The 11,783-nt window shown below is 64.7% G+C and carries 14 protein-coding genes; 3 read left to right on the forward strand and 11 right to left on the reverse strand.

Annotation, left to right across the window (positions count from 1 at the left end):
* The 5 genes from SNE35_RS01895 to SNE35_RS01915 form a co-directional block, all read right to left on the reverse strand.
* Entirely contained in the window at positions 1-2,274 is a 2,274-nt protein-coding gene (locus SNE35_RS01895) for a methyl-accepting chemotaxis protein (protein ID WP_320421094.1), read from the reverse strand.
* 85 nt (positions 2,275-2,359) lie between these two features.
* Positions 2,360-2,911, reverse strand: a complete 552-nt coding sequence (locus SNE35_RS01900) for a chemotaxis protein CheW (RefSeq protein ID WP_320421096.1) — start codon at positions 2,909-2,911, stop codon at positions 2,360-2,362.
* Between the two features lie 12 nt (positions 2,912-2,923).
* Positions 2,924-3,289 (reverse strand): response regulator transcription factor, encoded by a 366-nt coding sequence (locus SNE35_RS01905; RefSeq protein ID WP_320421098.1) that lies wholly within the window; start codon positions 3,287-3,289, stop codon positions 2,924-2,926.
* Positions 3,290-3,327: 38 nt separating this feature from the next.
* Positions 3,328-3,723 (reverse strand): response regulator, encoded by a 396-nt coding sequence (locus SNE35_RS01910; protein ID WP_320421099.1) that lies wholly within the window; start codon positions 3,721-3,723, stop codon positions 3,328-3,330.
* Between the two features lie 63 nt (positions 3,724-3,786).
* Positions 3,787-3,939 (reverse strand): rubredoxin, encoded by a 153-nt coding sequence (locus SNE35_RS01915; protein ID WP_320421599.1) that lies wholly within the window; start codon positions 3,937-3,939, stop codon positions 3,787-3,789.
* Positions 3,940-4,170: 231 nt separating this feature from the next.
* On the opposite strand from SNE35_RS01915, the gene thiD reads away from it, so the two are divergent.
* From thiD to mpl, 3 genes are read left to right on the forward strand one after another with little or no spacing between them, the layout of a single operon-like run.
* Positions 4,171-5,124 (forward strand): bifunctional hydroxymethylpyrimidine kinase/phosphomethylpyrimidine kinase, encoded by a 954-nt coding sequence (gene thiD, locus SNE35_RS01920; protein ID WP_320421100.1) that lies wholly within the window; start codon positions 4,171-4,173, stop codon positions 5,122-5,124.
* A 36-nt stretch (positions 5,125-5,160) separates the two neighbouring features.
* The gene (gene hemL, locus SNE35_RS01925; RefSeq protein ID WP_320421102.1) at positions 5,161-6,447 is read left to right on the forward strand and encodes a glutamate-1-semialdehyde 2,1-aminomutase; all 1,287 of its coding nucleotides are present in this window, start codon (positions 5,161-5,163) and stop codon (positions 6,445-6,447) included.
* 13 nt (positions 6,448-6,460) lie between these two features.
* Positions 6,461-7,876, forward strand: a complete 1,416-nt coding sequence (gene mpl, locus SNE35_RS01930) for a UDP-N-acetylmuramate:L-alanyl-gamma-D-glutamyl-meso-diaminopimelate ligase (protein WP_320421103.1) — start codon at positions 6,461-6,463, stop codon at positions 7,874-7,876.
* On the opposite strand, the gene SNE35_RS01935 is transcribed toward mpl, so the two are convergent.
* The 6 genes from SNE35_RS01935 to SNE35_RS32055 all read right to left on the reverse strand — a co-directional run bounded on the left by SNE35_RS01935 (position 7,847) and on the right by SNE35_RS32055 (position 11,636).
* Complete coding sequence (locus SNE35_RS01935; protein WP_320421105.1) at positions 7,847-8,929, reverse strand: hypothetical protein; 1,083 nt, start codon at positions 8,927-8,929, stop codon at positions 7,847-7,849. The genes mpl and SNE35_RS01935 overlap by 30 nt on opposite strands.
* 145 nt (positions 8,930-9,074) lie before the next feature.
* Positions 9,075-9,233, reverse strand: a complete 159-nt coding sequence (locus tag SNE35_RS01940; RefSeq protein WP_320421106.1) for a hypothetical protein — start codon at positions 9,231-9,233, stop codon at positions 9,075-9,077.
* A gap of 192 nt (positions 9,234-9,425) precedes the next feature.
* Entirely contained in the window at positions 9,426-9,689 is a 264-nt protein-coding gene (locus tag SNE35_RS01945) for a GNAT family N-acetyltransferase (RefSeq protein ID WP_320421107.1), read from the reverse strand.
* 268 nt (positions 9,690-9,957) lie between these two features.
* A complete protein-coding gene (locus SNE35_RS01950; RefSeq protein WP_320421108.1) occupies positions 9,958-10,113 on the reverse strand; it encodes a hypothetical protein in 156 nt (51 codons plus the stop codon).
* A gap of 156 nt (positions 10,114-10,269) precedes the next feature.
* Positions 10,270-10,908, reverse strand: a complete 639-nt coding sequence (locus SNE35_RS01955) for an ATP-binding protein (RefSeq protein ID WP_320421109.1) — start codon at positions 10,906-10,908, stop codon at positions 10,270-10,272.
* Complete coding sequence (locus SNE35_RS32055) at positions 10,827-11,636, reverse strand: ATP-binding protein (protein ID WP_431312698.1); 810 nt, start codon at positions 11,634-11,636, stop codon at positions 10,827-10,829. The genes SNE35_RS01955 and SNE35_RS32055 overlap by 82 nt, the downstream gene beginning before the upstream one ends.
* Positions 11,637-11,783 lie beyond the last annotated feature (147 nt).

The following is an 11,783-nucleotide window of genomic DNA, read 5'->3' on the forward strand; positions in this document are numbered from 1 at the left end:
TCAGTTCACCTTGAAGCGGGCCACGGTGGCCTTCAGCGCATCGGCCGAGCGGGACAGCTCATGCACCATCAGCGCGGTGGAGCGCGTGCCTTCGGAGGTCTGCTCGGTCACCGCGAAGATGTGCTGGATGTTCGAGGCCACCTCGTTGGCGGAGCGGGCTTCGCCGAGCGCCTGCGTGGAGATCTGCGCGATCAACTCGTCCAGGCGGCGCGACACGCTGTCGATCTCTTCCAGCGCCTTGCCGGCCGCGTCGGACAGCTTCGTGCCCTGGACCACGCCCAGCGTCGAGCGCTCCATCGCGGCGACGGCGTCGTGCGTGTCGGTCTGGATGGTCTTGACCAGTGCGGCGATCCGGCGCGTCGCGTCGCCGGAACGTTCGGCCAGGCGCTGCACCTCTTCAGCCACGACCGAGAAGCCGCGGCCCGCCTCGCCGGCCGATGCGGCCTGGATGGCGGCGTTCAGCGCCAGCACATTGGTCTGCTCGGTAATGTCCGAGATCAGCTCGGTGATCTCGCCGATTTCCTGCGAGGACTCGCCCAGGCGCTTGATGCGCTTGGAGGTCTCCTGGATGTGCTCGCGGATCGAGTTCATGCCGGAGATGTTGTTCTGCATCGCCTCCAGGCCCGACTCCGCCGCCTGGCGCGACTGGCGCGCCACCTGGGCCGTCTGCTGCGCCTGGGCGGACACGTCGTTGATTCGGCCGGCCATCTGCAGCACCGCCTCGCCGGTGGCGCGGATCTCGTGCAGCTGTTCCTTGGATGCGGCCAGCAGGTCGGTGGAGGTCTGGTCGACCTGGTCGGTCGTGTCGGTCACGCGGGCGGCGGTGGCCTGCACCTGGCCGACCAGGTTGCGCAGCTCTTCCACCGTGTAGTTGACCGAGTCGGCAATGGCGCCGGTGATGTCCTCGGTCACCGTGGCCTGCTGCGTCAGGTCGCCTTCGGCCACCGACTGCAGTTCGTTCATCAGCCGCAAGATGGCGGCCTGGTTCGCATCGTTGACGCGCTTGGCCTCCTGCTGCTCGGCTTCGGCCTGGCGCTTCTGCTCCTCGGCGAAGGCGGCGCGCGAAGCCTGGTCGGCCACGTAGAGGCGCAGAAAGCCCAGCGCGCCGATGACCAAGGCGGCGAGCGAGGCAACCATCAGCAGCACCAGCCACAGGCTCGCGCCGCCGGTGCCCTCCAGATCGGCGGAGACCTGCTCCAGGCCTTTGCGCAGCGATTCGCTGTCGGCCAGGATGCTGTTCTGCGCCTCGCGCGCCGAGACCAGGCCCTGCAGGTTCGACAGGATGGCCGAAGCCTGCACGCGGGTCTGCTCGTACTGCGTCTGCAGCGTCGACAGCCGCTCGCGCAGCTGCGGGTCCTTGGCGGGCGTGAGCCGCAGGTCGGGGCTACCGGCGAGCAGCGCCTCGTTGATCAGCTTGAACTGGTTCAGGTCCTTGCCGAGCATGAAGGTCGCCTCGGCGCTGACACCTTCCTGCGTCAGGAATTCGTTGGCGCTCTTGCCGATGCGCTGCGTCAGCATCACCAGCTGGCCGGCCGCCGAGATCTCGGCCGGCGAGCCGCCGTGCTCCAGCGACTGGGCGGCCACCGCCTCGGCGCTTTCCAGCAGGTCGCTGGACTGCTTGTTGATCGTGCGCAGCGCCTGGCCGACCTGCGTCAGCACCTTCTCCTGCGACTGCACGAGCTTGCCGTTCTTCTCGGCGCGCTGCACCAGCGGCAGGATCTTGTCCAGGTCGGGCTGCACCGAAGCGGGCGCCACGGAGAGCGGGCCGTAGCCGGTGCGCAGGTTGTTGACCACGTCGGTCAGCGACGCGACCGATTCGCGCAGTTCCGCGAAGGCGGCCGGGTTGCCGACCAGCGCGCCCGAGACCGACTTGGCCATCCGCTGCGACTGCATCAGCGCCTGACCGGTGGCGCGCACCTGGGCAGCGTTGCGGTTGCCGCCGACGAGACTCAGGCCCACCGTGCCGGCAGTGCCGATCAGGCCCAGCGCAACCAGCGCGGTCAGCATCATCTGGCGCTGCGTCTGGCCGGCGGCCTTGCTGCGCTGCGTGGCCGCGGCCAAGGTGCTGTCGGTGGCGACGGTGGACGAGGCGAATGCGCCCGAGGTCTCGACGAACTCGCTGGGCGCCGGTGCGGCGTCGGTGGGCAGCACCTCGGAGATGATCGACGGCAAATCGCCCGCACGCGAGGCCCCCGAATCCTGGCCGATCGTCGATGCGCCGCCCGGCGCTGCCTCGCCCAGGCCCGGTTGCTTGAATTTGTCCAGGAAGCTCATCTCACCCTCGTGACTTTCTGTTCACTGTTCGCGTGTTCGTTGCACCCGCACAGACCAGCGGCGCAAGCAGCCGCCGCCCCGTTCATCAAACCACAATCCGCAGGAATTGTTCGTGTTTCGACAGCGCGTCGAGGTCCAGCTGCTGCCAGGCGTGCCCCGAGGCATCGCGCATGCGCGGACCGGCAAAACGCGGCCGCGGGCCGGCGTTCGGATCGAGCGGCTCGGCCACCAGCTGGTCGTCGCCGCGCAGCCCGACGAGCCGGTCCACCAACAGCGCGCAATTGATGTTCAGCTCGGGGTTCAGCGAGACGAATCGCGCGCCCTGCGGATGGTGCTGGTGCTGCTGTTGGTGCGTCGGCTCGCGCGGATCGCGCAGGCCGAGGAAGGCGGCCAGGTCCACGATCGTGAACAGCCCGCCGCGCAGGTTGGCCACGCCGGCCAGCCAGGGCTGGGCATAGGGCACGGACTTCAGCGGCACCGGCGTGAAGATTTCGGCCGCCTGCTTCAGCGAGAACAGCAGACCCACGCCCGCGCACTCGACGGCCAGCCAGCTTGCCGCCTGGGTCTGTTCCCGCGCCGCCTGCATGCGCTGCGCGAGACGTTGTTGAAGATCGCGCAGGGCCTGTTTGTTCGACACGTGACGGGCCCGTTATCCGAGTGCCTTGATCTTGGCCATCAATTCCTCGGCCTTGACCGGCTTGACGACATAGTCCCGCGCGCCCTGGCGCAGGCCCCAGACCTTGTCGGTCTCCTGGTTCTTGCTGGTGCACATGATCACCGGCACGCCGGTGTAGCGCTCGTCGCGGGTGATCGTGCGGGTCAGCTGGAAGCCGTTCTGGCCGGGCATGACCACGTCCATCAGGATCAGGTCGGGCTTCTCCTCGGCCAGGCGCTTGAAGGCCTCTTCGCCGTTCTCCGCCGTGCGCACCGCAAAGCCGCGCTTGGTCAGCAGATCGGTGAGGTACATCAGCTCCGTCTTGGAGTCGTCGACCAGCAGGATGTTGTGGATGGGCATTGGGCGCTCGCTTTGGCTCCGGCCGGGATTTCGTTCGTTCACGCCACAGGCTTGTACTGTCGTACGGCCTGGAGCAGTTGCTCTTTAGTGAAGGGCTTGGTCAGGTAGTCCTGCGAGCCCACCATGCGGCCGCGGGCCTTGTCGAACAGGCCGTCCTTGGACGACAGCATGATCACCGGCACCTTCGCGAACTGCGGGTTGCGCTTGATGATCGCGCAGGTCTGGTAGCCATCCAGACGCGGCATCAGGATGTCGCAGAAGACCAGGTCCGGCTGGTAGTCGGACAGCTTGGCCAGCGCGTCGAAGCCATCCTCGGCCAGCACGACTTGGTGGCCGCCCTGCTTCAGGAAGATCTCGGCACTGCGGCGGATCGTGTTGCTGTCGTCGATCACCAGCACCTTGGTGCCCGCCGCGGAGCCCTCAGAAACGTCCAAGCGATTTCTCCTCGCCGCTCAGCGGCGTCGACATAGCGCGTTAGTGGGTTCGCCTGATCAGGATCAGATGCGCACCATCTCGAAGTCTTCCTTGCGCGCGCCGCATTCCGGGCAGACCCAGTTCATGTCCACATCGGCCCAACGCGTGCCGGCAGCGATGCCATGCTCAGGGTCGCCGGTGGCTTCGTCATAAATCCAGCCACAGATCAGGCACATCCAGGTACTTGCGTCGGTCACGATAGGAAGAGTTTGCTAACTACAATGGAAAGATTGTAGCCACCCCCTAGGTGGAGTCTCCTCGGGTAAATAGGCAGGCATGCAACAGGCGCACCCAGCGTTTGCGGCCATATTTCACGGCCTGCCGCCCGCGTACCATTGGACACACGCCCAGGTTCGGCACACCGCCCGCGGCCAGCGGATCCTGACCCTCTTGCGCCGCCCCCGAACATGAGCACAAACGATTCCGACATCCAAGACCCCGCGGCCGAGGCCGAAGAACCCGAATCGCCGGCCTGCGTGATGAGCTTCAACGCCAGCGAGGCCAGCGGTGCCGGCGGCATCGCCGGCGACGTCGCAACGATCGCGGCGATGGGCGCGCACTGCCTGCCGGTGGTCACGGCCATCGTGCTGCGCGACACCGCCGAGGTCTTCGAGCAGACCGAACTCGACGCCGACACCGTCGCCGAGCAGGCACGCCACATCCTGGAAGACGTGCAGATCGGCGCCTGGAAGGTCGGCTTCCTCGGCTCGGCCGAGGCCGTCAGCGCGGTGGCCGAGGTGCTCAGCGACTACCCCGACACGCCGCTGGTGTCCTACCTGCCGTCCGTCACTTGGCTCGACGAGGAGCAGCAGCAGAGCTATCACGACGCCTTCCGCGAGCTGATCCTGCCGCAGACGCATGTGCTGGTGGGCAACCACAAGACGCTGACCGACTTCCTGCTGCCCGACTGGGACAACGACCGCCCGGCCTCGCCGCGCGAGATCGCCGTGGCCGCCGCCCAGCACGGCACGGGCTACGTGCTCGTCACCGGCATCAGCCTGCCCAACCAGTTCGTGGACAACGTGCTGGCGACGGCGCAGGGCCCGATCACCGGCGAGAAGTTCGAACGCTTCGAGGTGTCCTTCGTCGGTGCTGGCGACACGCTGTCGGCCGCGCTGGCGGCACTGCTGTCGGTGGGCGCGGAAATCCACGCCGCCGTCGGCGAGGCACTGTCCTTCCTCGACCAGTCGCTGGACGCGGGTTTCCGCCCCGGCATGGGCAATGTGCTGCCCGACCGCTTCTTCTGGGCGCTGCCGCCCGCCGACGAGGTCGACGGCGAAACACCGCCGGCCGAGGCCACCGAGGAGCCGGAGCCCGAAGTGCCCCAGCCGCCCGCACGCCCGCCGCGCCGCATGCACTGAGCGCCGCCCCTTTTCTCTCTTTCTTCTCGCAGTCCCATGTCCGACAACGCAAGCCTGTTCGAGCGCGCCCAGCGCGTGATTCCCGGCGGTGTGAACTCGCCCGTGCGCGCCTTCCGCGCCGTCGGCGGCACGCCGCGCTTCATCGCCCGCGGCGAAGGCGCCTATATCCATGACGCTGAAGGCAAGCGTTATGTCGACTACATCGGCTCCTGGGGGCCGATGATCCTCGGCCACGGCCACCCGGCCGTGATGGAGGCGGTACTGGCTGCTGCGCACGAGGGCTTCAGCTTCGGCGCGCCGACCGAGCGCGAAATCGAGCTGGCCGAGGAGATCCTGAAGCTGGTGCCCAGCATGGAGCAGGTGCGCCTGGTCAGCTCCGGCACCGAGGCCACGATGAGCGCGATCCGCCTGGCGCGTGGCGCCACCGGCCGCGACAAGTTCATCAAGTTCGAGGGCTGCTATCACGGCCACACGGACGCGCTGCTGGTCAAGGCGGGGTCGGGTCTTGCCACCTTCGGCCACCCGACCAGCGCCGGCGTGCCGGAAGCGACCGCCCAGCACACGATCGTGCTGGAGTACAACAACGTCGCCCAGCTCGAGGAAGCCTTCGCGCTGCACGGCGCGGCGCTGGCCTGCGTGATCGTCGAGCCGATCGCCGGCAACATGAACTTCGTCCGCGCCAGCGTGCCCTTCATGACGCGGCTGCGCGAGCTGTGCACGCAGCACGGCGCGCTGCTGGTGCTGGACGAGGTGATGACGGGCTTCCGCGTGGGCCTCGCCAGCGCGCAGGGCCACTACGCCAAGCTGATCCCCGGCTTCAAGCCCGATGTGTCGGTGTTCGGCAAGGTGATCGGCGGCGGCATGCCGCTGGCCGCCTTCGGCGCCAGCCGCGAGATCATGAAGTTCCTGGCGCCGCTGGGGCCGGTCTACCAGGCCGGCACGCTGTCCGGCAACCCGGTGGCCACCGCCTGCGGCCTGGCGACGCTGCGCGAGATCCAGAAGCCCGGCTTCTTCGATGAGCTGTCGGCGAGGACTCGCCGCCTGGTCGACGGCCTGGCCGCCGTGGCGCGCGAGAACGGCGTGCCTTTCAGTGTCGACAGCGAGGGCGGCATGTTCGGCTTCTTCCTGATGCCCGAGCTGCCGCAGAACTACGCGACCGTGATGACGACCGACAAGGAGCGCTTCAACCGCTTCTTCCACGGCATGCTGGACGCCGGCGTCTACCTCGCACCGGCGCTGTACGAGGCCGGCTTCGTCAGCGCAGCGCACGGCGACGCGGACATCGCCGCCACGCTCGAAGCGGCCCGCACCGCCCTGCGCTGAGTTGAGCTGAGCCATGCACATCCACATCCTCGGCATCTGCGGCACCTTCATGGGCGGCCTGGCCGCGCTGGCCCGCGAGGCCGGCCACACGGTCACCGGCTGCGACGAGAACGTCTACCCGCCGATGAGCGACCAGCTCCAGGCACTGGGCATCGAGCTGGTCCAGGGCTGGAAGGCCAGCCAGCTCGACACGATCAAGCCGGACCTGTTCGTGATCGGCAACGTGGTCACGCGCGGCAACGAGCTGATGGAAGCCATCCTCGACGCCGGCCTGCCCTACACCAGCGGGCCGCAGTGGCTGGCTGAAAACATCCTGCAGAAGCAGGATGTTTCGGCGGAGACCGAAGGCCGTAGCCAACATGTGCTGCAAGGCCGGCACGTGCTGGCCGTGGCCGGCACGCACGGCAAGACGTCAACGACCTCGATGCTCGCCTGGATCCTGGAGCACGCCGGCCTGCAGCCGGGCTTCCTGGTCGGCGGCGTGCCGCAGAATTTCGGCGTCAGCGCACGGCTTGGGTCAGGAAAGTGCTTCGTCATCGAGGCGGACGAGTACGACACCGCCTTCTTCGACAAGCGCAGCAAGTTCGTCCACTACCGGCCGCGTACCGCGATCCTGAACAACCTCGAGTTCGACCACGCGGACATCTTCCCGGACCTCGCCGCGATCGAGACCCAGTTCCACCACCTGGTGCGCACCATTCCCGCGAGCGGCCGCGTCGTCGTCAACGCGCGCGAGGACGCCCTGCAGCGCGTGCTGGCCAAGGGCTGCTGGAGCGAGGTGCAGCGCTTCGGCGCGCGCAAGGAAGAGCCCGGCGCGCTGCGTGCCCGCGGCGAGCCGCAGGCCTTCGACGTGCTGCGCGGCGGCCTGAAGGTGGCGCGCGTCGAGTGGAGCCTGATCGGCGAGCACAACCAGCTGAACGCCCTGGCCGCGATCGCCGCGGCCGAGCACGCTGGCGTCTCGCCCGAGCAGGCCGGCGCGGCGCTGGCCTCGTTCCAGAACGTGCGTCGGCGGATGGAACTGCGCGGCGAGGTGCGCGGCATCAAGGTCTACGACGACTTCGCCCACCACCCGACCGCGATCCGCACCACGATCAACGGCCTGCGCCGCCGCATCGCGCCGGCCGAACGAATCCTGGCCATCTTCGAGCCGCGCTCCAACACGATGAAGCTCGGCACGATGAAGGCCCAGTTGCCCTGGGCGCTGGAGGAAGCCGACCTCGCCTTCTGCAACCAGGGCGGCCTCGCCTGGGACGCGAAGGAGGCGCTGGTGACGATGGGCGAGCAAGCCATCGTGGCACCGGACGTCGACGCACTGGTGGCGGCGATCGTCAAGGTTGCGAAGCCAGGCGACCATCTGCTGTGCATGAGCAATGGCGGCTTCGGCGGCATCCACGGGAAGCTATTGGAAGCTTTGGCGGCGCGCGCCTGAGACGAACCTGAGGATCTGATCCCGGGTCTGCGCCTGGTCACGCTCTGAAGCGTCCATGCGCCGAGCCAGCGCGTCGGCCTCGTCCGATCTTCCCAGGGCCTCGTAGCAGGCGTGGACGATCCTGAGACTCTGGACCTCGTTCTGGTGCCAGCCTGTGGCTCGAGCCGCGTTGGCGGCCGCATCGGGCAGGAATTGCAGCGCCTCCTCGAACCGGCGCTGGCGCAAACGCAGCTTCGCCAGCGCCTGTCGCGCCTCGACGACTTCATACGACAACCTGCCGAGCCGTTCGCCCCTGAGCAGACCATCCGAAAGCAGTTGTTCCGACTCTTCCTCGCCTTCGGGAAACAGGCTCAAGATCGCGCCGAAACCGATCATGAGGTTGGCAATGCGCCACTCTTCGAGGTCGGCACGCCGCATGCAGCTGCGAATATGACCGGAGTACAGCTTCAGGCGAAGGCCCACCGCGGCGAGCCCGTCGGCATCACCCTGAGTTTGCGCGGCCGTTGCGATCAGGCCGAACGAGTGGAGCAGATTGCCGTAGGCCAGCGACAGGGCTGTTTGCCCACCGTTCTCCCGTGCGTGCGAGAGCGCATGCATGTGGCACTCCTCCGTCCGGAACAGATCCCCGAGGCCGGCATAGACCAGGGCGGCACAGGACAGCGCCAGCGGCAGCCTGTCGTGAAGACCAGGCCTTCTTGCCGCCTCCAGCGCCGGCAGCGCAAAGTCCAGGGCAAGGGCCGAAAGTCCGACCTCGGAAAGCGAAAACGCGGCCAGCGTGCCGGCGTCGATCAGCAACCCGTCGTCGCCGGCGAGCCGGGCGAGCCCTTCGGCCTGGATCGCACTTCTGCAGCAGGCGGGGATCGCGCCCAGATGCCAACGGGCACGCCCCAGAGCCAGGTAGAGCCATCCCTTCTGCAGAGGCTCGCGCGAAATGCCCAAACCCTGAAGCGATAGCGTGGCGGCGTCCACCCATCGCTCCTCGTCGATTGCGAAATTCGCCTGGGCCAACAGCGAATCCGCCGATGGTTTGGAAGCAGAACTGGCGTCGTGCATGCGGGCTCCATCTCTCTTGTCTCCCGCCTGTATAGGGCATGCAGCAAGGGTGGCCGCGAGAACTTGGGCACCTTCGTCAAGAACAGTACACAACGAGTCGGAAAACTATCGACGGGATGACTCGGAGGGAGTGAGCAATCCAGCTCTAGCCATACCTCGGCCCGACGGCGAGCGGCTTCCTGCGATTGATGTAGAGCGACACCAGCGTGAGCTCAGCCGCTATCGCGCCCAGCCCGATGGACCAATGAAACGCAAAGAAGATGCTGGTCGGCACCAGAACGTAGGACAGCAGCCAGGTCGTCACACCCGTCTGGTGAAAGTTCTGATGGCAGTGCTTGCACCGCAGAGGCTTCATCGCCGAGCAGTTCGACACGGCCCAGCGCGAATGGCCGTGATCGGAGCCACAGCAGGGGCAGGGCTTCTTGACGAACAGTATGGGCAATTCAGCGTTGAAATTCAGCGAGCCGCGAAGTCGTTCCCTGCAGCGAGACCAAGGTCAGGCACTGGCCATACCCGACGCAGCATTGGGTCGCTTGTAAGCCATGCCCACAGAGCGCGGCGCCGTATGCACGAAACCAAACTGCACGTACAGATCCTGCGCCTGACCATCCGCGATGAGGCTGACATAGCCGCTTGCCGGGACATTGGCTTCAATGTATTTCAGGATCTCTCTCATGATTCGCTTCCCAAGGCCCTTGCCCTGATGTTCCTTGAGAACGGCGATGTCCACCACCTGGAAAAAAACACCCGCCGTCTCCAATGATCCGCCCCATTCCGACGGGCTGCGATTCGTAAAGGATCTGGACGGCGAACAGCGTATTGGGCAGTCCACGTACCGCGGCTTCATCCGTCTTCCCACTCAGGCCCGAGCCAATGCGCAATGCCTGATAAGTTTGAACAGATGGGGTCTCAAGTAAGCAGGCGTAGGAAGTCGACATAGTCATCGCTGTAGAAGAATTTGAGGTACCCGCCTGCTGGCTGGCAGCACTGCTGCGCAGTGAAGAAGGCTACTGGGCCAATTCGCGAACTCACAGGTTCTTGCCCCTACCAGCAATCATCGACCAGACCAGCTCAATGAGCGTAGACAGCGCCAACAAACCGAAGGCAGTCTTCGTCTCGCCGGCTAGAGCAACCACTATTGCGGCAAAGACCAGGATCGCAGCGATGACATGTACGGGTTTCATACGGACGTCTCCAGAAATGGTCAACGTTTGAGTTGAGCAGCCTGCGGAGACAGACGGCCATGGCCGCGCGGAGCCTTATGGACCACCGCGTACCTCGGCCAAGGTTGGCTGCCGGAGCGCGTCGGCTTGAGCGAGGGCTTAGGCGCAACCCCGCAACTACTTGACTTCGCGGTACCTAAAATTGAACGCGAGAGCATTCGGATCAACAGGTTCGATCTTTCCGTCTGCCCGCAGTTGCTGCAGTGCCTTCTTCACCTTGTTTATGTCATCCTCTCCGCTGAGAGCGCGTATCTGCTTGTTTGAGACCGTGGCGCTTGGGTTATCAGTGAAGTATTTCAGCACCACATCCTCGATCGAAGCCAAACGTTGATGATTGAGTGTCACTACAAAGCTACTCCCGCGGTGCTCGAACGTGGGCGCAACCAGCCCTGCCTTTCGGAGCTCGGTTCTGGCGGTGTCTAGCCCCTCGCCAATGTCGTGATTGAGCGGCTTTGGCAGGTTGTGCAGCATGCGTACCAAGTTTGGATTGCGGGAAAACCGTTCGTCATATAGGTTCTCCAGTGTCATATAGCCCGGCAATTTGCCTGGACTCTGTACTTCAATCCGGTTGTCGTAGACGCGGACATGAATATCGTCATTCAAAGAGTAGTCGCGATGAAGGACTGCATTGACAATGACTTCATGAATCGCATCCACAGGATATCTAAGCGGACTTAGTTTTCCGTCTTCATAGTAAGTCGCTCCGTCAAGCAATTTGGCAACTTCGTCGATCGTCTTCTTAGTTGCTGATTCCATTGGGCCGTTAATAGTGGTAGGTGCGCCGCCCAGTTGCTCACGCTTGTACTCTGATTCTGTGGTCCGGAGACGGTAGACTTTGATCGCACATCGGGTGTCCAGGTAGCTTGAGGTTCCTCGTCAAATAGCAGCGCGCAGCAAACATTAGGACTTTCAACCTTGTCGCTTTCAGCGAGCAACCTTTGTTTTCGAAGGAATTTCGTTTTTTCAAGGCTGCTTTGGACGCGCGTCATGTAGTCATGTAGGTTTGGCGATTCAACCATCTCGGAGATAGTTACGGTTCGGACTGCCGTTCGCTCATACGCTACCGCTCCTTTCGAGTACGCGAGCGCGGTAACCCGTTCACCCTTAATTTTTATCTTCCCGGCATTGGCACGCACAAAACAGTCACCTGAGGCCGTGTAATGAACTTTCGGGCTCTTGGGAATTGAGAGATGCAAAATGTGGCCGAAACCCTTGGCGTGTAGCAACTCGACCACTACACCTTCTACCGTCGGGTTTGTTTGCTCGAGAAGAACGTGGATGAACGAGTTCGCATCCTCTTTTGCTGCGAACGGGCGGACTCGGTTACCTTTGTGCTTCTTGTCCTCAATGCCAAGGTAGATATCACCGCCATCCGCGTTGGCAAACGCGACGAACGTCTCCTGCAGCTTGCCAGGCAAAACATCCTTGCCCTTCGCGTCGTTGCTTCTGATTCGCCCGTCCAAGGGCGTTTCACCACTATGCATAGTGAGTCGTCGGTGGACTCCAGCCTGCGGACGATCTCGGCAAGTTTCATGATGCCCAACCTGTTGTAGGAAGACAGCCGCGTCCGTCTATCACGGCAAGCTGTCCGCACAACAAGGCAGTTGAAATCGGTCCATACCCGCACCATT

Source organism: Roseateles agri, assembly GCF_034043675.1.
In the GTDB taxonomy this organism is placed as follows: domain Bacteria; phylum Pseudomonadota; class Gammaproteobacteria; order Burkholderiales; family Burkholderiaceae_C; genus KK5.